Source organism: Rhodovulum sp. PH10, from assembly GCF_000293785.1.
Taxonomy (GTDB): Bacteria; Pseudomonadota; Alphaproteobacteria; order Rhizobiales; family Xanthobacteraceae; genus Rhodoplanes.
In genome coordinates this window covers 24711-51651 of the sequence record NZ_AKZI01000091.1, presented here as the reverse complement: position 1 = coordinate 51651, position 26941 = coordinate 24711, and the positions used below count along the sequence as shown (strand labels likewise).

Annotated in this window: 25 protein-coding genes; 13 read left to right on the top strand and 12 right to left on the bottom strand. The window is 68.6% G+C overall.

Annotated elements, in window-relative coordinates; genetic code table 11:
• Nucleotides 1–40: 40 nt before the first annotated feature.
• From A33M_RS15585 to A33M_RS15555, 7 genes are all read right to left on the bottom strand, one after another.
• Nucleotides 41–1033, bottom strand: a complete 993-nt coding sequence (locus A33M_RS15585; protein WP_040620903.1) for a cation diffusion facilitator family transporter — start codon at nt 1031–1033, stop codon at nt 41–43.
• A gap of 177 nt (nt 1034–1210) precedes the next feature.
• Nucleotides 1211–3229, bottom strand: a complete 2019-nt coding sequence (gene tkt / locus A33M_RS15580) for a transketolase (protein ID WP_008388905.1) — start codon at nt 3227–3229, stop codon at nt 1211–1213.
• Nucleotides 3230–3418: 189 nt separating this feature from the next.
• Nucleotides 3419–4297, bottom strand: a complete 879-nt coding sequence (locus A33M_RS15575) for a phosphoribulokinase (RefSeq protein ID WP_008388903.1) — start codon at nt 4295–4297, stop codon at nt 3419–3421.
• A gap of 167 nt (nt 4298–4464) precedes the next feature.
• The gene (locus A33M_RS15570) at nt 4465–5505 is read right to left on the bottom strand and encodes a class 1 fructose-bisphosphatase (protein ID WP_008388901.1); all 1041 of its coding nucleotides are present in this window, start codon (nt 5503–5505) and stop codon (nt 4465–4467) included.
• A 73-nt stretch (nt 5506–5578) separates the two neighbouring features.
• Nucleotides 5579–6553 (bottom strand): CbbX protein, encoded by a 975-nt coding sequence (gene cbbX / locus A33M_RS15565; protein WP_008388898.1) that lies wholly within the window; start codon nt 6551–6553, stop codon nt 5579–5581.
• Nucleotides 6554–6936: 383 nt separating this feature from the next.
• Nucleotides 6937–7323, bottom strand: a complete 387-nt coding sequence (locus A33M_RS15560; RefSeq protein ID WP_040620901.1) for a ribulose bisphosphate carboxylase small subunit — start codon at nt 7321–7323, stop codon at nt 6937–6939.
• 189 nt (nt 7324–7512) lie between these two features.
• Nucleotides 7513–9012 (bottom strand): form I ribulose bisphosphate carboxylase large subunit, encoded by a 1500-nt coding sequence (locus A33M_RS15555; protein ID WP_008388895.1) that lies wholly within the window; start codon nt 9010–9012, stop codon nt 7513–7515.
• Nucleotides 9013–9111: 99 nt separating this feature from the next.
• Between A33M_RS15555 and A33M_RS15550 the strand changes: the two genes are divergently transcribed.
• From A33M_RS15550 to A33M_RS15540, 3 genes are all read left to right on the top strand, one after another.
• Complete coding sequence (locus A33M_RS15550) at nt 9112–10038, top strand: LysR family transcriptional regulator (protein ID WP_008388893.1); 927 nt, start codon at nt 9112–9114, stop codon at nt 10036–10038.
• Nucleotides 10039–10137: 99 nt separating this feature from the next.
• The gene (locus tag A33M_RS15545; RefSeq protein ID WP_008388891.1) at nt 10138–10377 is read left to right on the top strand and encodes a DUF1902 domain-containing protein; all 240 of its coding nucleotides are present in this window, start codon (nt 10138–10140) and stop codon (nt 10375–10377) included.
• Between the two features lie 172 nt (nt 10378–10549).
• Entirely contained in the window at nt 10550–11911 is a 1362-nt protein-coding gene (locus A33M_RS15540) for an esterase-like activity of phytase family protein (RefSeq protein WP_008388890.1), read from the top strand.
• 505 nt (nt 11912–12416) lie between these two features.
• Here A33M_RS15540 and A33M_RS15535 read toward each other — a convergent pair.
• Nucleotides 12417–13640, bottom strand: a complete 1224-nt coding sequence (locus tag A33M_RS15535) for a M24 family metallopeptidase (RefSeq protein WP_008388887.1) — start codon at nt 13638–13640, stop codon at nt 12417–12419.
• A 422-nt stretch (nt 13641–14062) separates the two neighbouring features.
• Between A33M_RS15535 and A33M_RS15530 the strand changes: the two genes are divergently transcribed.
• The 3 genes from A33M_RS15530 to A33M_RS15520 all read left to right on the top strand — a co-directional run bounded on the left by A33M_RS15530 (nt 14063) and on the right by A33M_RS15520 (nt 16114).
• Nucleotides 14063–14548, top strand: coding sequence for an SRPBCC family protein (locus A33M_RS15530; RefSeq protein WP_008388885.1), 486 nt, complete (start codon nt 14063–14065; stop codon nt 14546–14548).
• A gap of 69 nt (nt 14549–14617) precedes the next feature.
• The gene (pcaD, locus tag A33M_RS15525) at nt 14618–15397 is read left to right on the top strand and encodes a 3-oxoadipate enol-lactonase (protein WP_040620900.1); all 780 of its coding nucleotides are present in this window, start codon (nt 14618–14620) and stop codon (nt 15395–15397) included.
• Nucleotides 15398–15619: 222 nt separating this feature from the next.
• Nucleotides 15620–16114 (top strand): BLUF domain-containing protein, encoded by a 495-nt coding sequence (locus A33M_RS15520; protein ID WP_008388881.1) that lies wholly within the window; start codon nt 15620–15622, stop codon nt 16112–16114.
• Nucleotides 16115–16151: 37 nt separating this feature from the next.
• On the opposite strand, the gene A33M_RS15515 is transcribed toward A33M_RS15520, so the two are convergent.
• On the bottom strand, nt 16152–17033 hold the full coding sequence (locus A33M_RS15515; RefSeq protein ID WP_008388879.1) for a helix-turn-helix domain-containing protein: 882 nt from the start codon (nt 17031–17033) through the stop codon (nt 16152–16154).
• 648 nt (nt 17034–17681) lie between these two features.
• Between A33M_RS15515 and A33M_RS15510 the strand changes: the two genes are divergently transcribed.
• From A33M_RS15510 to A33M_RS24080, 7 genes are all read left to right on the top strand, one after another.
• On the top strand, nt 17682–18599 hold the full coding sequence (locus A33M_RS15510; protein WP_040620897.1) for an ABC transporter permease subunit: 918 nt from the start codon (nt 17682–17684) through the stop codon (nt 18597–18599).
• Nucleotides 18599–19999, top strand: a complete 1401-nt coding sequence (gene livM, locus A33M_RS15505) for a high-affinity branched-chain amino acid ABC transporter permease LivM (protein WP_008388872.1) — start codon at nt 18599–18601, stop codon at nt 19997–19999. Before A33M_RS15510 ends, livM begins: the two co-directional genes overlap by 1 nt.
• A complete protein-coding gene (locus tag A33M_RS15500) occupies nt 19996–20904 on the top strand; it encodes an ABC transporter ATP-binding protein (protein ID WP_008388871.1) in 909 nt (302 codons plus the stop codon). The genes livM and A33M_RS15500 overlap by 4 nt, the downstream gene beginning before the upstream one ends.
• Before the next feature lie 309 nt (nt 20905–21213).
• On the top strand, nt 21214–21984 hold the full coding sequence (locus A33M_RS15495) for an ABC transporter ATP-binding protein (RefSeq protein WP_008388868.1): 771 nt from the start codon (nt 21214–21216) through the stop codon (nt 21982–21984).
• The gene (locus A33M_RS15490) at nt 21984–22331 is read left to right on the top strand and encodes a DUF6867 family protein (RefSeq protein WP_008388867.1); all 348 of its coding nucleotides are present in this window, start codon (nt 21984–21986) and stop codon (nt 22329–22331) included. The genes A33M_RS15495 and A33M_RS15490 overlap by 1 nt, the downstream gene beginning before the upstream one ends.
• A 215-nt stretch (nt 22332–22546) precedes the next feature.
• Nucleotides 22547–23704 carry a branched-chain amino acid ABC transporter substrate-binding protein gene (locus A33M_RS15485; RefSeq protein WP_008388865.1) on the top strand — a complete coding sequence of 386 codons (1158 nt, stop codon included), beginning with the start codon at nt 22547–22549 and terminating at the stop codon, nt 23702–23704.
• A gap of 271 nt (nt 23705–23975) precedes the next feature.
• Nucleotides 23976–24251: a hypothetical protein gene (locus tag A33M_RS24080; protein ID WP_157223505.1), complete on the top strand. Its 276-nt coding sequence runs from the start codon at nt 23976–23978 to the stop codon at nt 24249–24251.
• Nucleotides 24252–24788: 537 nt separating this feature from the next.
• On the opposite strand, the gene pufA is transcribed toward A33M_RS24080, so the two are convergent.
• The 3 genes from pufA to A33M_RS15470 all read right to left on the bottom strand — a co-directional run bounded on the left by pufA (nt 24789) and on the right by A33M_RS15470 (nt 26890).
• Nucleotides 24789–24968, bottom strand: a complete 180-nt coding sequence (gene pufA / locus A33M_RS15480; protein WP_040620895.1) for a light-harvesting antenna LH1, alpha subunit — start codon at nt 24966–24968, stop codon at nt 24789–24791.
• A gap of 24 nt (nt 24969–24992) precedes the next feature.
• Nucleotides 24993–25364 (bottom strand): light-harvesting antenna LH1, beta subunit, encoded by a 372-nt coding sequence (gene pufB, locus A33M_RS25005; protein ID WP_237718389.1) that lies wholly within the window; start codon nt 25362–25364, stop codon nt 24993–24995.
• Nucleotides 25365–26152: 788 nt separating this feature from the next.
• Nucleotides 26153–26890 carry a cytochrome c biogenesis CcdA family protein gene (locus A33M_RS15470; protein ID WP_008388859.1) on the bottom strand — a complete coding sequence of 246 codons (738 nt, stop codon included), beginning with the start codon at nt 26888–26890 and terminating at the stop codon, nt 26153–26155.
• Nucleotides 26891–26941: the final 51 nt, after the last annotated feature.

Below are 26941 nucleotides of genomic sequence, written 5' to 3'. Positions count from 1 at the left end.
CGCATCACATCAGTAAATTTGAATATTGTGAAAGCAGGCTTCATTCCGGCTGAAGCGTCGGCCGCTCCCGGGCGGTGCCCTCGCGCGGCCCGATGCCGCTCGCGAGCCGCCGCGCCGGCCGCGGCACGTCCGCCCGCTGCGGCCGCACGAACAGCGCCCGCACCTCGGGATGCTTCGACCGGATCGCCTCCTCGAGGGCGGCGACGTCCCGCTCGATGTCGCCGGCGGTGCGGGCGTCGGTGAAGTCGAGCGCGAGCGCGACGAGAATCTGGTCGGGCGCGAGATGCACGGTGATCAGGTCGATCACCCGGTCGACGCCTTCGTGCGCGCGGGCGATCGCACCGATCGAATCGCGGACCCCCTTGCGGGCGGGCTCGCCGATCAGCAGGCCCTTGCTCTCGCGGGCGAGGAAGGCGGCGGTGGCGGCGAGCAGCAGGCCGATGCCGATCGAGGCGACGCCGTCGAGGATCGGCTCCTCGAAATACTCCGCCGCGAACGTGCCGAGCGCGGCGATGGCGATGCCGATCAGCGCCGCGGAATCCTCGAACAGCACCATGAAGCCCGGCGGGTCCTTGCTGCGGGTGGCGGCATCGAGCCAGCCCTGGCCGGGATTGGCGCGGCGGAACGCGCGCAGCGCGATCGCCCAGGAGGTGCCCTCGAACACGAAGGCGATGCCATAGACGATGTAATTGATCCGAGCATCGCTGATCGGCGACGGCTCGAGGATGTGCAGCACGCCCTCGTAGAGCGACACGCCGGAGCCGACCGCGAAGATCAGCAAGGCGACGATGAAGCTCCAGAAATAGAGCTCGCGGCCGTGGCCGAGCGGGTGATGGTCGTCGGGCGGGCGCTTGGCCCGATGCATGCCGTAGAGCAGCAGCCCCTCGTTGCCGGTGTCGACCACCGAATGGACGCCCTCGCTCAGCATCGCGGAGCTGCCGGACCACGCCGCCGCGATGAATTTCGTGATGGCGATCAGCAGGTTGCCGATCAGCGCCGCATACACGACGGTTTTCGAGGACTGGTCCGACATGCCTCTTTCGCTCTCCCGTGCCGCCGCTGCGTGGCGCCAGGGGAAACGGCGAAGCCCGGGTGCAGAGTTCCGCAACTTCGGCGCATTGCGCCCGGTGTCGGACCAATGGCGAACACGAAAAGGCGGCGCCGTCGCGGGACCGACGGCGCCGAGGACACCCGAACGCGTTTCCGGCGGTCACACCACGGCGCGCACCGCGGCGGCGACACGATCGGCGGTGAAGCCGAAATGCGCCAGAAGGTCCTTTTCCGGCGCCGACTCGCCGAACCGGTCGAGGCCGATCACCCGCCCCGTGGGCCCGGCGAGGCCGCGCCAGCCACGCGTCGCCCCCGCCTCCACCACCACCACGGGCTTGCCGGACGGCACCAGGGCGGCGCACGCCTCGGCCGGAAGGGCCTCGAAGGCTTCGACGCACGGCATCGACACGACCCGCACCGGCGTGCCCTCCTCCGCGAGCGTCGCGGCGGCGTCCATCGCGAGGCGGACCTCCGAGCCGGTCGCGACCAGCGTCGCCTTGGCGTCCGCCGCCTCGCGCAGCACGCGGGCGCCGGTCTCCGGCAGCGTGTCGAGCCCGTCCGCCGGCTGCGGCGGCAAGGCCTGGCGGGTGAGGATCAGCGCCGTCGGCCCGTCGTGCCGGGCGAGCGCCGCCCGCCACGCCCGCGCGGTCTCGGCCGCATCGGCCGGCCGCCACACCGCGAGGTTCGGGATCAGCCGAAGGCTCTCCACGTGCTCGATCGGCTGGTGGGTCGGGCCGTCCTCGCCGACCGAGATCGAGTCGTGAGTGAAGACATAGACCACCCGCAGGCCCATCAGCGCCGACATCCGCACCGCGTTGCGGGCATAGTCGGAGAAGACCAGGAAGGTCGCGACATAGGGCACGAAGCCGCCGTGCAGCGCGAGACCGTTGGCGATCGCCGACATGCCGAACTCGCGCACGCCGAAGAAGATCTGGTTGCCGGCCGGGTCGCGCGTCACCGGCCTGCTGCCGGGATGGATCGTGAGGTTCGAGTGGGCGAGATCGGCCGACCCGCCGATCAGCTCCGGCAAAGCCTTGGCGAACTCGGTCAGCGCGATCTGGCCCGCCTTGCGGGTGGCGACGCTGCCGGCCGCAGTCTCTGCCGCGAGCGCCGCCTCCGCCGCGGTGGCGAAGTCTTGCGGCAGGTGACCGGCGAGCCGCCGGGTGAACTCGGCGGCGAGCTCCGGGTGCGCTTGCGTGTAGGCGGAAAAGCGCGCCCGCCAGTCGGCCGACAGTGCCGCGCCGCGCGGCCGGGCGTCCCACTCGGCATAAATCTCGGCCGGCACCACGAAGGGCGGATGGCTCCAGCCCATCGCCTCGCGGGTGGCGGCGATCTCGTCCTTGCCGAGCGGCGCGCCGTGGGTGTCCTGGTGGCCCTGCTTGGTCGGTGCGCCGCGGCCGATCACCGTGCGGCAGCACACCAGCGACGGCTTGTCCGTCTCCGCCAATGCCTCGGCCGCGGCCTTGGCGACCGCCGCGACGTCGTGCCCGTCGACCCCCTCCACCACGTGCCAGCCATAGGCGCGGAAGCGCGCGGCGGTGTCGTCGGCGAACCACTCGCTCACCTTGCCGTCGATCGAGATGCCGTTGTCGTCCCAGAAGCAGACGAGCTTGCCGAGCCCCAGCCGACCGGCGAGCGAGCACGCCTCGTGGCTGATGCCTTCCATCAGGCAGCCGTCGCCGAGAAACACGAAGGTGCGGTGATCGACGATCGTGTGGCCCGGCCGGTTGAACTGCGCGGCGAGCGTCTTTTCCGCCAGCGCCATGCCGACCGCGTTGCCGAGCCCCTGCCCGAGCGGCCCGGTGGTGGTCTCCACGCCCGGCGTCATGCCGCGCTCGGGATGGCCGGGCGTCTTTGAGCCGAACTGGCGGAACCGCTTCAGCTCCTCGACCGGCAGATCGTAGCCGGTGAGATGCAGAAGCGCGTAGAGCAGCATCGAGGCGTGCCCGTTGGACAGCACGAAGCGGTCGCGGTCGGGCCAGGCGGGGTCGGCCGGATCGTGCCGCATCACCTCGCGCCACACCACCGCGGCGATCTCCGCCATGCCCATCGGCGCGCCGGGATGGCCCGATTTCGCCGCCTCCACCGCATCCATCGCCAGCGCCCGCAGCGCCGCCGTCACCGGCCATTGCAGCCCGGTCGCGGCCGGCGGCCGTTCCAGCGTGTCGGTCGTGGTCATCGTCGTTCCTCCCGTGCCGTGTCTTTGTCTGTTCCGACGCCTGCTTTCCCGGCCTCTCGACCTCGTGGTGAGGAGGCTGCGAAGCAGCCGTCTCGAACCACGAGGCCCGGAACGGGCCGCCCGCCCTTCGAGACGCGCTCTTGCAGAGCGCTCCTCAGGACGAGGGCGGATCGTTCTCCGTCGCTTTCCTCACGCCAGCGCGCGGCGCTTGCGCTCGACGATCTTCAGGATCATCGGCGTGAGGATGAGCTGCATCGCCAGATCGAGCTTGCCGCCCGGAATCACGATCGAGTTGGCGCGGCTCATGAAGCTGCCGTCGATCATGGTGCGCAGATAGGCGAAGTCGATGCCGCGCGGGTTCTTGAAGCGGATCACCACCATCGATTCGTCCGGAGTCGGGATCCAGCGGGCGACGAACGGGTTCGAGGTGTCGACCGTCGGCACGCGCTGGAAGTTGATGTCGGTCTCGGTGAATTGCGGACAGATCACGTGCACGTAGGCGTGCATGCGCCGCAAGATCACGTCGGTGACCGCCTCGGCGGTGTAGCCGCGCGCCGCACGGTCGCGGTGCATCTTCTGGATCCATTCGAGATTGATCACCGGCACCACGCCGATCTTCAGGTCCGCGTGCCGGGCGATGTCGATCGTGTCGGTGACGACGGCGCCGTGCAGCCCCTCGTAAAACAGCAGATCGGAGGTCTCGGTGAACGGCTCCCACGGCGTGAAGTGGCCGGCCGGCACGCCGAATTTGGCGGCCTCCGCCTCGCTGTGGACATAGTGGCGCGTGCGCCCCTTGCCGCTCGCCCCGTACTCCATGAAGACCTGCTCGAGTGTCTCCAGCTCGTTCGCCTCGAGGCTGAAATGGCTGAAGGTCGGGTCGCCCTCGGCATAGTGGCGGGCGAGCTGCTCCTTCATCGCCGCACGGTCGTAGCGATGGAAGGCGTCGCCCTCGATCGACACCGCGGAAATGCCTTCGCGGCGAAAAATCTGGTCGAAGGTGTGCTTCACCGTGGTGGTGCCGGCGCCGGAGGAGCCGGTGACGGAAATGATCGGGTGCTTGATGGACATTTCGCAAATCCGAATGAGCTGACGAAACGAGTCGTTCCGGCACGCGGCCCGCGGGTCCGCGAGCCCGGGCTCCACGACCAGGGACCGTGGCCGTGAACCGGGTCATGGAGGCCGGGCGGCCGTGCATCGCACGGCGTCCGGAACGACGAACGACGGAAGACGCTCTCTCACGCCATCAGAAGGCCGCGCCTGCCGAACAGCGGCGAGCGCTCGGCGATCTCGCCCGGCCCGGTGAGATAGTTCGACACCCGCTCCACCTTCTCGCGCGAGCCGAACACCAGCGGAATGCGCTGGTGCAGCTTCTCCGGCGTCACGTCGAGAATGGGCGTGCGCCCGTCGGTCGCGGCGGCGCCCGCCTGCTCCATCAGCAGCGCGACCGGGTTCGCCTCGTAGATCAGCCGCAGCCGCCCTTGCGTGTAGCCCGCCCGCGTGTCGGCCGGATAGAGATAGATGCCGCCGCGCACCAGGATGCGATGCGCTTCCGCGACCATCGAGGCGATCCAGCGCATGTTGTAGTCGGCCTCGCGCGGGCCGTCCTTGCCCTGGAGAAGATCGTCGATATAGAGCCGCAAGCGGTCGTCCCAGTGCCGGTGGTTCGACATGTTGATCGCGAACTCTTTCGCGCTTGCCGGGATCTTCACCTCGGCGTTCACCAGGCGGAACGTGTCGGCCTTGCGATCCAGCACGAAATGCGCGGTGCCCTGCCCGACACTCAGCACCAGCGCGCTGTGCGGGCCGTAGACGACATAGCCGGCGGCGAGCTGATTGCGGCCGGGCTGCATGAACGCCGCCTCGCTCACCGGATCGACGCCCTCGGGCGCCGGCAGCACCGAGAAGATGGTGCCGATCGTCACGTCGGTGTCGATATTGGAGGAGCCGTCGAGCGGATCGACCGCGACCAAGAGCGGCCCGCCTGCGGTGACCGCGACCGGCAGCTCGGCCTCCTCCGAGGCGTATGCCGCGACCGGCGTGCCGGCGAGGGCTTCGCAGATCAGCCGGTCGGCGCGCACGTCGAGCTCTTTCTGCTCGTCCCAGCCGTCGGCACCGACGCCGAGCGAGGCCGAGAGGTCGCCGAGCAGCGGGCCGTCCGCCACCACGGCCGAGATGCGGGCGGTGGCGCCGGCGAGCGCGAGCAGCGTGGCCTTCACCGCGGCGCGGGTCGCGTCGTCGCCGGCCCAGCGTGTCAGATAGTCTTGGAGCGTGTCCATGGTCGTCCCGCCTCTTCCGCCTCGCCGTTTTCGCCGTTTTCGCCGGTCCGACGCCGGCTCTCACGACATCATATCAGTTCCCGAAAACCCGGCTCGCCTTGATTTCGGCCGCCGTGATGGTGCGCAGCGCCTCGCGGTCGACCGTGCCGTCGCCCTCGAACAGGCGCATCGCCTGGCGCAGCCGGGCGCGGTCGAAAGCGTTGCGCATCGAGCGCGCATTGGCGAAATTCGGCTGCTGCCGCCGCGCCGAGACATAGGACACGAGCGCCGCCCGCGCCTCGTCGTCGAAGAGATAGCCTTCCTCCGCGGCGAGCTTTTCGGTGATCGCCACCAGCTCGCCGTCGTCGTAGTCCGGGAAATCGATGTGGTGCGTGATGCGCGAGCGAAACCCGGGATTGGCGGAGAAGAAGGTCTCCATGCGATCGCCGTAGCCGGCGAGGATCACGACCAGATCCTCGCGCTGGTTCTCCATCACCTGGAGGAGAATCTCGATCGCTTCCTGGCCGTAATCCTTCTCGTTCTCCGGCCGGTAGAGATAATAGGCCTCGTCGATGAACAGCACGCCGCCCATCGCCCGCTTGAGCACCTCTTTGGTCTTCGGCGCGGTGTGGCCGATATACTGGCCGACCAGATCGTCGCGGGTGACCGAGACGAGATGGCCCTTTCGCACATAGCCGAGCCGGTGGAGGATCGAGGCCATGCGCAGCGCCACCGTCGTCTTGCCGGTGCCGGGGTTGCCGGTGAACGCCATGTGCAGCGTCGGCGGATTGGCGGTGAGCCCCTGCAGGCGGCGCGCCTTGTCGACCAGCAGATAGGCGGCGATCTCGCGGATGCGCCGCTTCACCGGCTTCAGCCCGATCAGCGCATTGTCGAGCTCGGTCAACACCTCGTCGATCTGAGTGTCGTGCGACAGCGCCTTGAGGTCGACGCGGCCGTTCTCCGGCGGGGCGGTGTCGGCGGCTTGGTCGGCAGCCTGGTCGGCGGTCGCGCCGGCGGGATTTTTCGCCTGCGGGGCCGCCCCGTTGCCGGTCTGCATCGTCGTGGTCATGGCCGACTCCTACCGCCTCGATTTCGCCGTCCGGGGCCCGACGTCCTGTGAGACCCGCTCACCGACCGATCCCCTCATGGAGAGGAGCGGCCGAAGGCTGCGTCTCGAACCATGAGGCCACCGGACGCCGGCTTCAGCCGACTTGTGCACTCGAGATGCCGAAATCGCCGGAACCGATTTCAAGCGTCCATCCCGGCCGCCCTCGCCCTTCGAGACGCCCGCTACGCGGGCTCCTCAGGGTGAGGGCGGAAGCCCCATTCTCCGCTCGTTCCCGCGCAAGCGGGAACCCGGCTCTCACGCCGTCCGGTCCTTCGTCCCCGCCTTCGCGGGGACGAGCGGAGCACCTCGGTGCGCCGGCGACAAGCGCACCTCGTGCCGGCGCGTCACGCCCGCACGATCTCGTAACGCTGCACCCGCCCGGCGCCTTCGGTGCGCGAGAGGCGGTATTTCGCCTCCTCCTTCGGCCGGTGGACGATGAAGGCGAGCCGCACCGTCTCCCAGCCGCGGGTCGAGTCGAACGCCGAGAGGCGAATGTAGCAGTCCGGATTCGCCTCGCGGCAGGCCTTCACCTCGCCCATCACGCCGGCGGCGTCGCGCAGGTCGAACATCGGGATCCCCCACATGTCCCAATAGGTGTTGCGGGGATGCGGGTCGTCGGTGAATTCGATGGCGACGGCCCAGCCCTTCTCCAGCGCGTACTCGATCTGCGCGGAAATCTGCTGGTCGGTCAGGTCGGGCAGGAAGGAGAACGCTCCCTGGGTGATGCGCATTTTCTGCTCCTTGTCGCTGGGCGACGAATTCTGATGATCCCCTCGTGCCGAGAAGGCTGCGACGCAGCCGTCTCGAACCATGAGGTCACCGGCTCCGGTCCGGGCCGCCCTCGCCCTTCGAGGCCCGGCTCCGCCGGGCACCTCGGGCCGAGGACGGAGAAAGGTCCGGGGGCCGGGGGCGAGCCCCCGTCACGCCACCGAGGCGGTCGGGACGAAATCCGAGGTGTCGGTCGAGGTGTAGTCGAAGGTGACCGAGCCCCAGGTGTGCAGCGCCGCCTCCAGCGGCTTGCACCACTTCGCCGCCTCCTGAAGGATCTCCGGCCCCTCCGCCATGATGTCGCGGCCCTCGTTGCGGGCGAGCACCATCGCCTCCAGCGCCACGCGGTTGGCGATCGCGCCGGCCTCGATGCCCATCGGGTGGCCGATCGTGCCGCCGCCGAACTGCAGCACCACGTCGTCGCCGAACAGGGTCAGCAGCTGGTGCATCTGCCCGGCGTGGATGCCGCCCGAGGCGACCGGCATGACGCGGCGGATGTCGGCCCAGTCCTGCTCGAAGAACACGCCGCGCGGCAGATCCACCTCGTTGTGACGCTCGCGCAGGATGTTGTAGTAGCCCTGCACGGTCATCGGATCGCCCTCGAGCTTGCCGACCGCGGTGCCCGCATGCAGATGGTCGACGCCGGCGAGCCGCAGCCACTTGGCGATCACCCGGAACGACACGCCGTGCGATTTCTGGCGCGTGTAGGTGCCGTGGCCGGCGCGGTGCATGTGCAGGATCATGTCGTTCGCGCGCGCCCATTCGGAGATCGACTGAATGGCGGTCCAGCCGATGATCAGATCGACCATCACGATCACCGAGCCGAGTTCCTTGGCGAATTCGGCGCGGCGATACATCTCCTCCATGGTGCCGGCGGTGATGTTGAGATAATGCCCCTTCACCTCGCCGGTGCGCACGGCGGCCTGGTTGACGCCCTCCATGCAGTAGAGGAAGCGGTCGCGCCAGTGCATGAAAGGCTGCGAGTTGATGTTCTCGTCGTCCTTGGTGAAGTCGAGGCCGCCGCGCAACGCCTCGTAGACGACGCGGCCGTAATTCTTGCCCGACAGGCCGAGCTTCGGCTTGATGGTGGCGCCGAGCAGCGGACGGCCGAAGGAGTTGAGCCGCTCGCGCTCGACCACGATGCCGGTCGGCGGGCCCTTGAAGGTTTTCACATAAGCCGGCGGCAGCCGCATGTCCTCGAGCCGGGCGGCCTTCAGCGGCTTGAACGAGAACACGTTGCCGATGATCGAGGCGGTGAGGTTGGCGATCGAGCCTTCCTCGAACAGGATCAGGTCGTAGGCGATATAGACGAAATACTGGCCCTCCTGGCCCGGCACCGGCTCGACCTTGTAGGCTTTGCCGCGATAGCTGTCGCACGCGGTCAGACGGTCGGTCCACACCACCGTCCAGGTCGCGGTGGAGCTTTCGCCGGCCACCGCCGCCGCCGCCTCCACCGGGTCGACGCCCTCTTGCGGGGTGATGCGGAAGACCGCGAGAACGTCGGTGTCCTTGGGCTCGTAGTCGCCGTCCCAGTATCCCATCTGGGCGTATTTCAGGACGCCCGCGGCGTAGCGCTTCTTGGCGTCCTTGATGGCACCGGTGTCGGCGCCGCTCTGGCTCTGGGTCGGGCTCGGGGCGAGCGTGACGGTCATCGGATGCTCCTCGGGTCTGGTCGAGGGGGAGATTGCGCTATCCGAAATATTCAGTAAATTCGAATGTCCTGAAGTTGTGTTTCAGCCAGGCTTAATGCCATGCGCAATGTCACGCTCAAGCACCTGCGGCTGGTGGAAAGCGCCGCCCGGCTCGGCAGCTTTTCCGCCGCGGCGGACGCCAACCACATCACCCCGCCGGCCGTCACCATGCAGATGCGCCAGCTCGAGCAGGAGGTCGGCCTGCCGCTGTTCGACCGCGACGGCCGCGGCCTCACCCCCACCGCCGCCGGCCGCGAGGTTTTGCTGGCCGCCCGCAAGGTGGAGGCGGCGCTCGCCGAATGCCGCGACGCGCTGGTGGCGCTGGAATCGCTCGATGCCGGGCGGGTCACCGTCGGCGTGGTGTCGACCGCAAAGTATTTCGCGCCGCGCATGCTGGCGGCCTTCGCCAAGGAGCACCCGAAGGTCGAGCTGCAGCTGGTGGTCGGCAATCGGCGCGACATCATCGCCCAGTTCGAGGCAGGCGCGCTCGATCTGTGCGTGATGGGCCGTCCGCCCGAGACCGGCGAGGTGGAGAGCCATTTGATCGGTCCGCACCCGCACGTGATCGTCGGGCCGCCCGAGCACCGGCTCGCCGGCCGCAAGGGGCTGACGCCGGCAGCCCTCGCCACGGAGACGTTTCTCGTGCGCGAAATCGGCTCCGGCACCCGCACGCTGATGGAGACGTTTTTCGCCCGCGCCGGTGTGCAGCCGGCGATCGGCATGGAGATCGGCTCCAACGAGACGATCAAGCAGGCGGTGATGGCCGGGCTCGGCCTGTCCTTCATCTCGGTGCACACGATCGCCGCCGAGCTGTCCGACGGCCGGCTGGTGGTGCTCGACGTCGAAGGCTTGCCGCTGCTGCGCAACTGGTTCGTGGTGCGGCTTTCCAGCAAGCGGGCGATGCCGGCGACCACCGCACTGCAGGACTTCGTGGTGGCCGAGGGCGCCCGCTTCCTGCCCAACCCGCCGGAGGTGCGGGCGGGGTGACCGAGGGGTGCAGCGGTACGGCGGCGCCGGCGCTCGCTTTCGTTCGGCCGCGCATTTGCTAGACTTCCGCGCGTACACGCCACCCGACGAGCCGCCCGCATGACCCGAGAAAAATCCTCGAGCTTCACCGTCACCGCCACCTGGGACGCGGAGGCCGGCGTGTTCACCTCACAGTCGGACGTGCCGGGCCTGCACGTCGAGGCGGCGACCTTCGACGAGTTCGTCGACCTGGTGCGCGACCTCGCCCCCGAGATGATCGCCGACAATCGTCCGGACCTGAAAGGGCCGTTCTCCATCCACATCGAAGCGCGCCGCGACCTCGTCCTGCCGGCTGCCTGATGGCAGAGGCGTTCCGACCAGCCACGCCTCTCTGCAACCCCGACACTCGCCGGCAAACCCCTCGCCTTGCACGGCTGCGGCACGGCGCCGTGTCACGCAAGTGTCACCGGACGGTCGTGGGGCGGTAGCGGGAGGCTTCCAAAACCCTCGGAGACCCACCGAAGGAGTCTCCATGTCCCGCTCGATGCCTCGCTCGATCGTTTTCGCGGGCGCCGCTCTCGCGCTCGCGCTCGCCACCCCCGCCTTCGCCCAGCAGGAATTTCCCGCCGTGCTCGCCGGCCACGCCGTGCTGCCGGCGGAGAGCTTCGTGCCGGCCCCGGCCGACGCCCCGGCCGACCTGAAGGTGTCCGGCAAGTTCACCACCGGCAAGCGGGTCGATGCCGTCGGCACGGTGATGGGCACGTCGAAGGAGCGCCCGACCGGCGTGTCGCTGCCGTTCGACGGCCAGCCGATCCAGGGCCATTCCGGCGTCAAGGTGATGCCCGACGGCACCTTCCTGATCCTCACCGACAACGGCTTCGGCGCCAAGACGAACTCGCCGGACACGATGCTCTTCCTCAACCGCTACCGGATCGACTGGGCGTCCGGCAAGTTCGAGCGCATCGAGACGATCTTCCTGTCCGATCCCGACAAGAAGGTGCCGTTCCGCATCGTCCACGAGGGAACCGACAAGCGCTACCTCACCGGCAGCGACTTCGACACCGAGGGCTTTCAGCCGATCGGCGACACTTTGTGGATCGGCGACGAGTTCGGCCCGTGGATCATCGAGGCCGACATGTCGGGAAAAGTGCGCGCCGTCTACGAGACGCTCGCCGACGGCAAGCCGGTGCGCTCGCCCGACAACCCGATGATTTCTTCGCCCGCCGCTCCCGACCAGACCGGCAAGTTCAATCTGCGCCGCTCGAAGGGCTTCGAGGGCTTTGCCGCCTCGATGGACGGTCGCTTCCTCTACGGCCTCTTGGAAGGCCCGCTGTGGAACGCCGACAAGAAGGAGTGGGAGAACCTCGACGGCAAGCAGGCCTCGCGCATCCTCGAGTTCGACACGCAGGCGAAGAAGTTCACCGGGCGGTTCTGGTACTACCCGTTCGAGCAGAACGGCAACGCCATCGGCGATTTCAACATGATCGACGGCACCGCGGGCCTGGTGATCGAGCGTGACGACGGCGAGGGTGTGGCCGAAAAGGCCTGCCCGGCCGGCACGCGCGGCACCGACTGCTTTCCGGACCTGCCGAAGTTCAAGCGCATCTACAAGATCGAGCTGACCGACGAGACCGTCGGCAAGCCGGTGCGCAAGATCGGCTATATCGACCTGCTGAAGATCCAGGACCCGAACAAGAAGGCGAGAAAGCCGCTGGAGAACGGCGTGCTGACCTTCCCGTTCTTCACCATCGAGAACGTCGACCGGGTCGACGCCACCCACATCGTGGTCGGCAACGACAACAACCTGCCGTTCTCGTCGAGCCGCGAGCCCAACAAGGCGGACGACAACGAGTTCGTGCTGCTCGAGGTCGGCGACTTTCTGAAGGCGAAGTGATCCGAGCGGCGGCGACTTCTCACCTCTCCCCGCGCGCGGGGAGAGGTGAGACCTGAGCGATCCCTCCGCTCGTCCCCGCGAAAGCGGGGACCCAGAGCCACACGTTTCCGTTATCAGTTCGAAACATCGGTCCCGGCACGGCCTCCACCTCTCCCCGGTGGGGAGAGGTCGGACCGCGAAGCGGTCCGGCCGAGGGGGACCTCGAGCAAATCACTGGCGCACACGCCCCTCACCCCGACCCTCTCCCCGCGAGCGCTACAGGATGCACACATCGCCTCGGATGCATGCATCCGTCATGCGCGGGCTCCGACCCGCGCATCCATCAAAATCAAAATGCGTCTTTGTTTTCGGTTTGATGGATCGCCGGGTCGAAGCCCGGCGATGACGGCGGAGAGCTTGTCGACCCGCGTGGTTCCAACTGAAACACTTGGCATTTTTCTCTTGTGTGCATCCCATAGCCCGCGAGCGGGGAGAGGGAGCAGCGGCGGCAGTGGACACCCCCGCCCTACCCCAGCAAGAGCTTCTCGTCGTAGGGCGCGCGCGACATCACGTGCGGGGCACCATCGGTGATCAGCACCATGTCCTCGAGCCGCACGCCGCCGCCGCCGCGCACGCCCGGCACCCAGATCAGCGGCTCGACCGCGAACACCATCCCCGGCTCGAACTCGTAGGTGGGCGCGCCCGGCAGCGTCTCGCCGATATAAGGCGGCTCGTTGGCACCGATGCCGACGCCGTGGGCGATGAACAGCGACAGGAAGCGCCCGTCCAGCCCATACTTTCCGGCGGCCCGCACGATCGCGTCGGTGCAGTCCTTGTCGGTGCGGCCGGGTCGCATCTCGGCGATGCCGTCCATCAAACCCTCGTAGACGGCGGTGAAGATCTTTCGCTGCTCGTCGGACGGCTTTCCGCAGATCACCGCGCGCGCCATGTCGCCGAAATAGCCGTTGAAGCAGGCGCCGATATCGATGAAGACGATGTCGCCGTTCCTGATCAGCTTGTCCGAGCAGATCCGGTTCGGCGGCGCCATGTGCTCGCCCGAGGCGACGAACGGCGTCATCACGTGCGAATACTCGCCGCCGAGCTTGAACAGCGTGCGCATCGCCTCGCCGACCACGTCGCACTCGCGCACGCCCTCGGCGATCGCCGCGGTGGCGGAGGCGGTGACCGCATCGGCGATCGCCGTCGCCTCCTCGAGCAGCACGATCTCGCCCGGCAGCTTGTGCCGGCGGGCGGCGAGCATCGGCGTGTCGCCGTCCTCGATCTGCAGTTTCGGAAAGTGGCGCTGCAGCGCCTTGAAGAACACGATGTTGGACTCGTCGAGGCCGAGCTTCGCCTCGGTCAGGCGATGCTTCTTCAGCACCGGCCCCAAAATGTCCTTCACCATCCCGTCGACCAGCGCCACCTCCTCGATGATCGGGATGATGTGCGCCTCCTTCACCCACGGCATGGTGAGCTGCACGCGGTCGTGCTCACCGCCCGAGCAAAACAGGATCGGCGCCTCGCCCTCGATCAGCAGCGCGCCGTTGAGCGCGGTCGTCTTGCCGGCGATCAGCTGCGGCCGCAGGTCGGTGAGGTAGCGGCAGTTCTCGTCCTTCCACACCAAAATGGCATCGAGGCCGGCCTTGCGGCGCTGCTCCTGCGCCTTGGCGATCCGTTCGGCGCGCAGTGTCGAGAGGTCGACCCGCTGCTCGTAGCCGATGTTGAAAGGGCCGCGCGCGTACCGGTCCATGGCGATCGTTCTCCCTTGCGTTCTTGGCGCGTTTCCGGGCGTTTCTCGTGAAGATTGTTCGGGAAGCTCGATCCGGGCGGACACCCGAACCGAAAGGCTCGACCGCGGAAGCTTACACCCGGCCGAGAGGCGCGGAAGATGCTCCGGCGCATTCCTGGGGCGTTCCGGGCGGGGATCCTGCGGCCGCGCCGCACCCGGTCACACCGCATCCCGGCCGCACCGCACCATCGGCCGCGCATGCCCGACGCGGCTTGCCCACGCGGCGGTCGCCTTCCGGATGCGAGGCGGACCACCGCGGGCGGCGCACTCGAGCCGGCCTCTCCGGATGCAAAAAGCATGCACATCCCCTATGATGGCGCGCGCGCCGCAGGATGCCCCGCGCACGACGCACCGCGCACAGTCACGACACCAGGAGACTCCCGATGGCGATCACCATGACTGGGGAGGTGCAGTTGCCGGCACCTCGCGAGACCGTGTGGGACAGGTTGAACGATCCCGAGACGTTGCGCGTGTGCATCCCCGGTTGTGAGATGCTCGACCGCCTGTCGGACTTCGAGTTCCAGGCGGTGGCGGTGACCAAGATCGGGCCGGTGAAGGCCCGCTGGAAGGGCAAGGTGCTGCTGATGGATCTCGATCCGCCGGCGAGCTACCGGATCGTCGGCGAGGGCGAAGGCGGTGTCGCCGGCTTCGCCAAGGGCGGCGCGGCGGTGGCGCTGCTGGAAAACGAGGGCGGCACCGTGCTGTCCTACACGGTGGAGGCGCAGATCGGCGGCAAGCTCGCCCAGCTCGGCCAACGGCTGATCGCCGGCGCCTCCAAGAAGATGGCCGACGAGTTCTTCAACCGGTTCGCGGCGGCGGTGACGCCGGGCGAGCCGGTCGAGCCGATCAACACCGCCACGCCGTCCTGAACGACGGCGCGGCGACCCGGTCGCAGGATCGGACGCAATATCTCGGACGCAGGACAAAGGGGGGACCACATGCCGACCGTCTCGTCGGACGGATGTCCGCTTCACGTGGAGATCCAGGGGCCGGAAAGCGCACCCGCGCTGGTGCTGTCGAGCTCGCTCGGCACCGACCACACGATGTGGGATCGGCTGGTCCCCCTTCTCGCCCGCCACTTCCGGCTGGTGCGATACGACCATCGCGGCCACGGCCGCTCCGGCGTCACGCCCGGCCCCTACGACATGGCCCGGCTCGGCCGCGACGTGATCGCGATCCTCGACGGGCTCGAGATCGACAAGGCTCATTTCTGCGGCTTGTCGATCGGCGGCATGGTCGGCCAGTGGCTGGCGGCGGAGGCGCCCGAGCGCGTCGACCGGCTGGTGCTCGCCAACACCGGGTGCTTCTTCGAGAACAAGACGCCGTGGAACGACCGCATCGCCACCATCCGCGAGCACGGGCTCGAGGCGATCGTCGACGGGGTGATGGACGTCTGGTTCACGGAGAGCTTCCGCAGCCACGATCCGGACGCGGTGCGGATCATTCGCGAGCATTTTCTGGCGACGCCGCAGGAGGGCTACATCGCCTGCGGCGAGGCGGTGCGCGACATGGACCAGCGCGCGCTCCTGGAAAAGATCACGGCGCCGACGCTGGTGATCGCCGGCCGGTTCGACAATTCGACGCCGCTGGCGATGGGCGCCTTCATCCGCAGCAAGGTGGCGAACGCGCAGTTCACCATCCTCGACAGCGCGCACCTGTCGCCGATCGAGCAGGCGGCGGCGTTCGAGACCGAGCTGTTGGGCTTTCTCACGTCGTGAGATCGTGCTGCGCCGCACGTGGCCACCGCACTGCGGCACGACGTGATCGGCACGGGGAGATCGAGGCTTCGGGCGCCTCCGTGCCGCCGTCGCAGTGCAGCGCACCACGAATTCCGCGGGGTTGTCCGCGTGCACCGCCGCGGGACTTCGCGACGGCTCTGTGTTAGGCCCGCTCCATGGCCCGCGGATCACCGTCCGCGGGTCGCGACCCCCGGAGCGACCATGACCCTTCTTCGTCTGGTGTATTTCAGTGAGAACCGGCTCGGCGGCGACGATGTCGCCCGCCAGCAGCAGATGGACGGCATCCTCGCGGCGTCGATCGCCAACAATCGCCGCGCCGGCATCACCGGCGCGATGATCCACGACTCGCGCTGGATCGTTCAGGTGCTGGAAGGCCGACCGCAGGACGTGATGAGCGCGTGCCTGCGCATCCGCGACGACCCGCGCCACCGCGACATGGTGGTGGCCGACACCATCGACACCGAGGAGCGGCGGTTTCCCTATTGGTGGATGGCGAGCGCGGCGATCGAGCCCGACATGGCCGACCTGGTGCGCCGCCACAGCGAGCGCGACACGCTCGACCCGCGCGGCATGAGCGGACGTGATCTGATCGCGCTCACCGAGGCGGTGGTCTCCGCCTACACCGACCGCACCACGCCCCGCCCCTCGCTTCGCGCCGAGGCCGACGCGGAAGCCGACGCGGAGGCCGACGCCTGAGCGTTGCGCCTCGTCGTCTGCGCCGGCCGCGTCGCCCTCACCCGCCGCCCTGCTCGCGAAACTCGTGCGGTGTGGTGCCGGTCTGGCGGCGGAAGAAGCGGGTGAAATGCGACGGATCGGGAAAGGTCAGCTCCTGCCCGATCTCGTGGATCGGCTGGGCGGTGAAGGCGAGCTTGCGCTTCGCCTCGGTGACCACCCGCTGGCGGATCAGATGCCCGGCGGTGACGCCGGTGATCCGCTTGACGTGCTCGTTGAGCCGGCCGGGCGTCATGCTCAGACGGTCTGCGTAGAAGCCGAGTTGCCGCTCGACGCGGAAATGCTGCTCGATCAGCCGGCGCAGCGCCTCCACCACCGGGTCGGATTCCGGCCCGGCGGCGCGGTCGTGCGGGCGGGCGAGCGCCCGGCGGGCGACGCCGACGGCGAGCAGCGCGAGGCAGCCGCGCATCGCCAGCCGGTGGCCCTCGCGGGCAAACACCTGCTCGTCGGCGAGCGCGCAGCACAGCCCGTCGAGCCGGGCGTGGTCGTCGCCGAGCGGCACCACCGGGTCGGCGGCGAGCGCGCGGAACCGGGTGATCGCCTCGCCCGCGCGGTCGCCGAGCCGCTGGGCGACGTCGGCGGTGAAGCTGACCACCCACCCCTCGGTCTCGTTGCGGCGGAACCGGAACCCGTGCGCGACGGTCGCCGGCACCAAGAGCGCCACCGGGGCGGTGAACGGCAGGGTTCCGCTCTCGGTCAGCATCTCGCCGCCGCCGCGGCCGATCACCAGAATCTGGAACAGGTCGCGGTGGCGGTGGGGGGCGATCGTCCAGCCGTGCCGCGCCGCCCGCACGAGGGTCTCGACATGGACGACGTCGAAGGCGTGCTCCTTCGGCGGCTCGCCGTAGAGATGGAAGACCGGGAGGTCGGCGTCGGGCGTCATGAGGTGAGTCTAGGCGAAGCCACGGCCGACCGGAATGCACTCGCTTCTCTTCACCGGCTCGCCGGGCCGACTTGTCGGCTCGCCGACTCGCCGGCCATGGATCGGTCGGTCGCCGACTGGTCGGTCGCCGACTGGTCGGTCGCCGTCGCGCCGGCCCCTGCGTTCACCCCCGCCCCGGCCGCCTCGGCGAGCGCCGTCCTGCCCAAATCTTGATCATCCCGGCGCCGCTTTCGTCCCCTCGTCGCCCGCCTTTCCCCGCCCGCCGCCGCCCGACCGCACCTCACGAAAATCGCGCCGGCCCGATCGCCCCTTGGGCATCGCCGGTCGCCGTCGTCCCCGACGCTGCCCCCGAGCATGGTCGCCGCCCGCAGGCACGCTCCTCGTCCCGCAGGCATTCTCCTTGCAGGGACCGGAGCACCTGTTCACGCGGCGGCACGCCGCAGTCCCCGACGGTCCGGCCGGCGCCGCTCGTGCGCCGCCGGTCGCCTCCGAACGACCCGGTCCGGCCGCAAATCCCGCGGCGCCACCCTGCGTTGCGGGGGCCGGATCGGCCTGTTAAGAGGTCCGAGGAGCCGGTTGCGGCCGGTTCGGGGCGCTGCGACACTGCCGCGGAACCCGAGAACGACGAGGCAAGGGCGCAGCATCCGCATGGACGTCTTTCTGCAGCAACTGATCAACGGCATCACGCTCGGCTCGATCTACGGGCTGATCGCGATCGGCTACACGATGGTGTACGGCATCATCGGCATGGTGAACTTCGCCCATGGCGACGTCTTCATGGTGTCGGCCTTCTTCGCGCTGATCGCCTTCCTGGTGCTGACGAGCTGGATCGGCATCGGCTCGGTGGCGCTCGCGCTCTTGATCGTGCTCCTGGTCTCGATGGTGCTGACCGGGCTGCTGAACTGGGCGATCGAGCGGCTCGCCTACCGGCCGCTGCGCGGCTCGTTCCGCCTCGCCCCGCTGATCTCGGCGATCGGCATGTCGATCTTCCTGTCGAACTTCGTGCAGGTGGCGCAGGGCCCGCGCAACAAGTCGATCCCGCCGCTGCTGCGCGGCGAGTTCGTGCTGTCGGATGCCGGCGGCTACGTGGTCGCGCTCTCCTACAAGCAGATCGTCGTGTGGGTGGTCACCGCGCTGCTGCTCGCCGGCTTTTGGTACGTGGTGCGCTACACCCCGCTCGGCCGCGCCCAGCGCGCCTGCGAGCAGGACCAGAAGATGGCCGCCCTGCTCGGCGTCGACGTCGACCGCACCGTGGCCATCACCTTCGTGCTCGGCGCCGCCCTCGCCGCGGTCGCCGGCACGATGTATCTCATGTATTACGGCGTGATCAGCTTCGCCGACGGCTTCACGCCCGGCGTCAAGGCGTTCACCGCCGCGGTGCTCGGCGGCATCGGCTCGCTGCCCGGCGCGGTGATCGGCGGGCTTCTGATCGGCATCGTCGAGACCATGTGGTCGGCCTACTTCTCGATCGACTACAAGGACGTCGCCGCCTTCTCGATCCTCGCCATCACGCTGATCTTCCTGCCGCAGGGTTTGCTCGGCCGGCCCGAGGTGGAGAAGGTCTAGTGGCGACGCAGCAGGTCTCGATCGACGATGCGACGCGCGAGGCCGGCGGCGGCGCCGTCCGCCGTGCGGTCAAGGACGCCGCGATCTGGGGGCTGGTGGCGCTCGGCGTGCTCGGGCCGCTGGTCGGCCTGCACGCGGTGCAGGACATCCGCGGCTTCCTGCGGCTCGACGGCCGCTGGGGGCTGCTCGCCGTGCTGGTCGGCCTGGTGGTCGCCGGCAGCCTGTTCGGCTCGCTGGTGGTCGAGCCGTGGAAGGAGCGCCGCGCCCGCACCCGCCCAAAGGCGCATCCGCTCGCCGAGCGCGCCCGGGTCGGCTTCGGCCGCTGGTTCCCGCCGGTCGCGATCGCCTTCGTCGCGGTCTATCCGTTCCTCGCGCTGTGGCTCACCGGTTTTTCCGGCTCGATCAAGTGGATCGACAATTTCGGCATCCAGATCCTGATCTATGTGATGCTCGGCTTCGGGCTCAACATCGTGGTCGGGCTCGCCGGTCTGCTCGATCTCGGTTACGTCGCCTTCTATGCGGTGGGCGCCTACTCGACCGCGCTGCTCGCGAAGGAGTTCGGGCTCTCCTTCTTCACGCTGTTGCCGCTCGCCGGCATCTTTGCCGCGCTGTGGGGCATCATGCTGGGCTTTCCGGTGCTGCGGCTGCGGGGCGACTATCTGGCGATCGTCACGCTGGCGTTCGGTGAGATCATCCGCCTCGTGCTGATCAACTGGGTGCCAGTGACCAACGGATACGCCGGCATCTCCGGCATTCCGCGGCCGACCTTTTTCGGCATCCCGTTCACCGCCTCCTCGACCGGCTTCGCGAAGACGTTCGGGCTCGCCTACAGCCCGATCTATCGCGGCATCTTCCTCTATTACATCATCCTCGCGCTCGCGCTGCTCACCGCCTGGGTGACGGTGCGCCTGCGGCGCCTGCCGATCGGCCGCGCCTGGGAGGCGTTGCGCGAGGACGAGATCGCCTGCCGCTCGCTCGGCATCAACACGACGAACACCAAGCTGACGGCGTTCGCGATCGGCGCGATGTTCGGCGGCTTCGCCGGCTCGTTCTTCGCCACCCGCCAGGGCTTCATCTCGCCGGAGTCGTTCACCTTCATGGAATCGGCGACGATCGTCGCGATCGTCGTGCTCGGCGGCATGGGCAGCCAGATCGGCGTCGCGGTCGCCGCGGTCGCGATGATCGGCGGCACCGAGCTCTTGCGCGAGCTCGACTTCCTCAAGGCGATCTTCGGCAGTGCGTTCGATCCGACGCAGTACCGCATGCTGCTGTTCGGCTTCGCCATGGTGCTGATCATGATCTGGAAGCCGCGCGGGCTGATCTCCACCCGCTCGCCCTCGGTGTTTCTGAAGGAGCGCCGCGCGGTGTCCGGCAGCCTGGTCGGGGAGGGCCGCGGATGACCGAGCCCGCACCGATTTTGCTCGAGGTCGACCATCTCACCATGCGGTTCGGCGGGCTGGTGGCGATCGACCAGCTCTCGTTCTCGACCCGGCGTGGCGAGATCACCGCGCTGATCGGCCCGAACGGCGCCGGCAAGACCACCGTGTTCAACTGCATCACCGGCTTCTACAAGCCGACCGAGGGGCGCATCGCGATCGTCCATGGCGAGCCGCAGATGTGGGAGGAGCTCGACGCGCTGACGCTGAAGGGCGACCGCAAGCTCGCGCTCGCCAACGGCGCGCTGTTTCTCCTCGAGCGCATGCCGGACTACCTGGTCTCGCGGCAGGCGAAGGTCGCCCGCACGTTCCAGAACATCCGGCTGTTCTCGGGCATGACGGTGCTCGAGAATCTCCTCATCGCCCAGCACAATCCGCTGATGCACGCCTCCGGCTTCACGCTGCTCGGCGTGCTCGGCATCGGCGGCTACGGCAAGGCCGAGCGGGCGGCGGTGGAGAAGGCGCGCCACTGGCTCGAGCTGACCGACCTGATCGACCGCGCCGACGACCCTGCCGGCGCCCTGCCCTACGGCGCCCAGCGACGGCTCGAGATCGCCCGCGCGATGTGCACCGACCCGGTGCTGTTGTGCCTCGACGAGCCCGCCGCCGGCCTCAATCCGCGCGAGAGCGCCGCGCTCAACGAGCTGATCCTGACCATCCGCGACCGCCACGACACCTCGGTGCTGTTGATCGAGCACGACATGTCGGTGGTGATGGAGATCTCCGACCACGTCGTCGTGCTGGACTACGGGGTGAAGATCGCCGACGGCCGGCCCGAGGAGGTGCGCAACGACGCCAAGGTGATCGCCGCCTATCTCGGCGTCGCCGACGAGGAGGTCGAGGCGGCCGAGGCGGAGGTCGGGCTGTGAGACCAGCAGCGGGAAACTACGACCTCATCCTGAGGGGCCGCGGAGCGGCCGTCTCGAAGGATGAGGCCCGGGCTTTGCTCTCGTCGGGGGCCTCGTCCTTCGAGACGCACTCCTGCGGAGTGCTCCTCTGGACGAGGACGAACTCCGTCGTGGTCGGTACGGGAACCGCTTTCCCCATTCTCCGCTCGTTCCCGCGCAAGCGGGAACCCAGCCTTTTCGCGCTTGCCCGCCTGGGTCCCCGCCTCCGCGGGGACGAGCGGGTGGGGCGGCGCCGCATGCTTCTCGCAGCGCCAAGGGGGGACGTGTCCCATGTCTGAGCCGCTGCTCGCCGTGCGCGGCGTGGAAACCTATTACGGCAGCATCCAGGCGCTGCGCGGCGTCGATCTCGACGTCGCCGAGGGCGAGATCGTCACGCTGATCGGCGCCAACGGCGCCGGCAAGTCGACCTTGATGATGACGATCTGCGGCAATCCGCGCGCGCGGGCCGGCCGCATCGTCTTTGCCGGGCGCGACATCACCGCACTGCCGACCCACGAGATCGCCCGCCTGCGGATCGCCCAGTCGCCCGAGGGCCGCCGCATTTTTGCTCGCATGAGCGTGCTGGAAAATCTTCAGATGGGCACGGTGGCGGCCGGCGGCGAGGCGTCGCCGGAAGACCTCGAGCAGGTGCTCGCCTTCTTCCCGCGGCTGCGCGAACGGCTCGACCAGCGCGGCGGCACCCTCTCGGGCGGCGAGCAGCAGATGCTGGCGATCGCCCGCGCGCTGATGAGCCGGCCGCGCCTGTTGCTGCTCGACGAGCCCTCGCTCGGCCTCGCCCCGCTGATCGCGCAGGCGATCTTCGACATCGTCCGCGAGCTCAACAAGACCCGCGGGCTGACGGTTTTTCTGGTCGAGCAGAACGCCTATCATGCGCTCAAGCTCGCCCACCGCGCCTATGTGATGGTCAACGGCGCCATCACCATGACCGGCTCGGGCCAGGAGCTTCTGGAGCGGCCCGAGGTGAAGGCCGCCTATCTCGAGGGCGGGCGGCGCGAGACCGCGACCGCCGACACCGCTGCCCGCGCCGGGGAGACGCGCTGATGCAGGGCCTCGTCTACGAGGAGAGCTCGCTCTTGGTGTTCGTCCTCGTCACCGTGCTGCTCGGCGGCGCCGGCGCATGGCTGTCGGGGCGCGCGATCGCCCGCACCTGGCGGCCGTGGTGGGCGGTGGTGCAATACATGCTGCTGCTCGGCCTCGCGGTGCGCTTCGTGCATTACGCGCTGTTCGGCGGCACGCTCCTGTCGGCGCATTATTACCTGGTCGACACCGCGATCCTGATCCTGATCGGGCTCGCCGGCTTCCGCGCCACCCGGCGGCGGCAGATGGCGCGCCAATACGGCTTTCTCGCCCGGCCCGAAGAGACCGGCCGGACCACGGCGGGGGCGTGAGCCGCCGAGGCGGCGCGCGCGCCCTCCGAACGACGCCCCGCCCGCGGCGCGCTGCGCCCCCGGACGGTGGCACGCGACCCGCCTGCGGCGCGGCAGACCGCCGCAGGCGAAGGCCTCCATCCCCCGGCGAAAAAAGCCCCTGGCGGGATGACTTTCCGGCGTGCTCGGCTTCAAATCCGGGAGGCGGCGACGCTCCCGTTCCAGGAGGACGATCGATGACGAAGAGCAGGACCTCGATACTCGCGCTGGGCCTCGCGCTCGCGCTCGGCGCCGCGACGGACGCCCGGGCGCAGCTCAAGATGGGCGTCGGCGGCCCGATGACCGGCGGCAGCGCCGCGTTCGGCGCGCAGCTCAAGCAGGGCGCCGAGCAGGCGGTGAAGGACATCAACGCCGCCGGCGGCATCATGGGCGAAAAGATCGAGCTCAGCGTCGGCGACGACCGCGGCGACCCCAAGGAGGGCGTGTCGGTCGCCAACAACTTCACCGCGGAAGGCGTGACCTTCGTGGTCGGCCACTTCAATTCGGGCGTCACCATCCCGGCGTCCGACGTTTATCAGGACAGCGGCATCCTGCAGATCACCCCCGGCTCGACCAACCCGTCGGTGACCGACCGCGGCCTGTGGAACATCTTCCGCGTCTGCGGCCGCGACGACCAGCAGGGCGGCCTCGCCGGAAAGATCATCGCCGAGAAGTTCAAGGGCAAGCGGGTGGCGATCGTCCACGACAAGACCACCTACGGCCAGGGCCTCGCCGAGGAGACCCGCAAGGCGATGGCGGCCGGCGGCCTGAAGGAGGTCTTCTTCGAGGGCGTCAACAAGGACGACAAGGACTTCACCGCGCTGGTCTCCAAGCTCAAGAGCGTCGACCCGGACCTCGTCTATTGGGGCGGCCTGCACGACACCGGCGGCCTGATCCTGCGCCAGATGCGCGACCAGGGCCTCAAGGCGCCGATGATGGGCGGCGACGGCCTCGCCGACACCGAGTTCGCGGCGATCGCCGGGCCGGGCGCCGAGGGCACGCTGATGACGTTCTCGCCCGATCCGCGCAACAACCCGAAGAACAAGGCGATCGTCGAGGAATTCCGCCAGCGTGGCTTCGAGCCGCAGACCTACACGCTGTACAGCTACGCCGCCGTGCAGATCATGAAGGAGGCGATCGAGCAGGCGAAGTCGACCGACCCGGAGAAGGTCGCCAAGCTGATGCGCTCAGGAAAGCCGTTCGACACCGTGCTCGGCACGCTCTCGTTCGACTCCAAGGGCGACGTCTCCGACGACGGCTATCTGGTCAACGGCAAGCGCAAGGACCGCTACGTGCTCTATGTCTGGAAGAAGGGCCCGGACGGCAATTTGACCTACGTCGAAGCCGACGAGTGATCGACGCCGCGCCGGCGCGCACCGACGCGCCCCGGCTCGCACCATTCCCGACACGCCGAAGGCCCGCGGACCCCCGCGGGCCTTTTTTCGTCGCGTTCCGCCACCGGGTCGTACCGACGGCGACAAAGTTCGGCCTCATCCCGAGGGCGGGCGGGACACCCGCGTCGCGTAGGAAGAGGACACTGCGCGGGCCTCGTCCTTCGATACGGCCGCGTCGTGCCCCCGAGGACGCGGTCATGGTGATGAAGCGTCCGACTTCAGGAGTAGGAACATGGGCTGGTGGAAACAACTGTTCGGCGGGGCGACAGGCAAGTCGCTCGACGGAACAATGTATCGAGTTGCCACGACGCTCTATAGCCCGGACGGGAAGCGCTCCGCAGAAGTTCGCGAGTTCGACAATGGACAAACTTATTTGCTCGAACGCGAATGGGTGGAGGGAACCATCTTCGAGGAACGACATGAAGGTCGGATGGTCGGCCCCTTCCGCTCACCACGACATGCGGAGCGATTTGTCGTCGCCACGGCGTGGTTCAACGGAGCGGAATGATTGCACGCTCGGCTACGGTCGGAATTTGTCCACGCCGCCTCGTCCAGTCCCTCCGGGCAAGTCTCCCTCCGAGGAGCCCCCCGAGGCAGGTTTCCCACGGAGGAGCCCTCCGAGGCGAATCCCTCGGGAACGTGTCTACCGGAAACGAGTCTTTCGGGGACGAGTCTTTCGGGGACGAGCCCTCGGGCACCAGTCCCTCGAGGCGTGTCCCTCGGAGACCAGTCGCTCGGGGACGAGTCCCCCCGGGACGAGTCCCCGAAACGAAAAGCGGACGCCGGAATTGCTTCCGACGTCCGCGATCGAGACGACACGTGCATGGAGCGACACGCGTCTCAAACAATCGCCGCGTCTTCCGGGCCGGCTCACACCGGTCCGGCGGCGCAGGGACGGCGCGTCCACACGACGGCGGTACGCGCCATCTCGCCGAGACGACGAAAAGCCCTCACGGCGACTCGAGCGAGACTTTCGTCCGAAAGCCTCCACCCGCCTGCACACGCTCCTCGAAAAGAGGAGAAGCGCCGACAGTCACTCGGCGAATTACTTCGCCGGCTGGCTGTACGCCTGCTGGGCGATCGACATGTGGTTGTAACGCGGGTGCGTCAGAACCAGAGCATGGATCAGGATGGCGACGACGAGGGCCGCGATCCAGATCACGGGCAGCCAGGTCGACGGATTGAGAACCAGCCAGATCTTGTAGTCGTCTTGCGGGTTAGCCATGACGAATTCCTCCTCGCTCAGTGCTCAGTACCAGGGCCGCCAGGCCCACACGAGAACGTGGGCGAGGACGCAGATCACCATGAAGGCGGTGAACGTGGTCTTGAACTGGGCGTGGAACTCGAGGGCTTCCTCTTCGGTCAGGCCGGAGAGGCTCCGGGTCGGCTCAGCCATCTGTATACCCTCCATTGAGGATGCCGCGGGAAGTTGCTGCAAACGTCCCGCACGGCGGGTTTTGTCGTGACGGAAATCGCCACGACCACCATTCCGCCCGATGGAATCGGGGGAATACTGAATCGAGAACGTGCGCCACGTGGCGTCCCAGTCGACCTCGTTGAGCCACTGCGACACCGGCTTCGCCCAACCGACCACGTCCTCGTTGAACTTGAAGTCCTTCATCGAACCCCGCTACCGGCCACCGGTCTCCCCGGCCGGCCCCAAGCTTCGCTGCGCCGCGCGCAACCTTTGCCAAAGTCCCGCGCTCGCGCGCACCGAATTCCGAACCCGTCGCCCTGCCCTCGCCTCGCGAGAGCCCGACCCAGCCCGGCACTCTCGGAACACGGCCCGGCATCACCGGCCCGCATCCGGGTCTCGACATCGACCGCGGCGCGCGGTGGCGCCTCGACCGCACCGGACCTGCGCATCGCGCAAACCCGTCATCTCCGCCTGCGGCTGGCACACCGCCACCACGACGGATACGCTTCGTCCGACGGTCCCGACATCGACATCGAAGCAGCGAGACACCGAGACGGTTCGACGACCGCCGGTGGTTCCGTGTCGCTGCCCGTGCCGTGCTCCTCCGGACGCCGATCGATCCGGCTCGGTCCCGCGCGGTGCGGTCATCGCCGTCGATCGAGTGTCATGCTATCTTTACATCCGAGGGTGTCAACGAGGAGCAATACGTAAATTCCCGAGACTATTCGGACCATCCGCCCGCACTAGTTTCCGGTATCGGCGTCAGGTCGGCCGGACATTGTGCAATTGCGAGACGTATCAGTCACTTGACGGTTCCGGGCGGAAGCACCGAGGCCTCGGCCCCTGCCGCGGCATTAATCCACACGGATGAGTGACGCCGCGGATGTCACAAAAGCCGGGTTTCGGAATCCGACAATGCGCGGCACGCGGGCCGCGCACGACTCTCGCAACCGGGCGATTTCACGGGATGGCAAAGGACGCCGGCGCGGCTCTCAGCCGATGGTGCCGAGCACCGGGAACCATTCGAGCAGCAGGAAGCTCATGTCGCCGATCAGGCCGGTGAGAAAGGCGATGCCGGTGAGCACCAAAAGCGCCCCCATCACCTTCTCGACCACGCCGAGATGCCGCTTGAAGCGGGCGAGGAAGGCGGAGAACGGCTCCACCGCGAAGGCGGCGGCGAGGAACGGCAGGCCGAGGCCGAGCGAGTAGACGGCCAAAAGGCCGGCACCGGTCGCGACCGTCTCCTTGGAGGCGGCGACCGCCAGGATGGCGGCGAGGATCGGGCCGATGCACGGCGTCCAGCCGAAGGCGAAGGCGAGCCCCATCACATAGGCGCCCCAGGCGCCGACCGGGCGCGGCATCGGCGCGCGCTTCTCCCGCATCAGCAGCGCGAGCCGGGTGAGGCCGAGGAAATGCAGGCCCATCAGGATGATGACGACGCCGGCGACGGTCGAGAGAACACCCGAATAGGCCCGCAGGAGCGCGCCGATCGCGGTCGCGCTCGCCCCCAGCGCGACGAACACGGTGGAGAAGCCGGCGACGAACAGCGCCGCCGCCAGCACCGTGGCGCGCCGGGCGCCCGGCGCCGGACCGCCCGCGGTCGCCACCCGGTGCTCCAGCGAGGCGCCGGCGAGATAGACGAGATAAGGCGGCACCAGCGGGAGCACGCACGGCGAGAGGAAGCTGACCACCCCGGCGATCAGCGCCCAGAAGAACGAGACATCGGCCATGTCGGCACCATGCCTCCGGCGGACCGGCCGAGGCAAGCGCCGCGGCGGCGC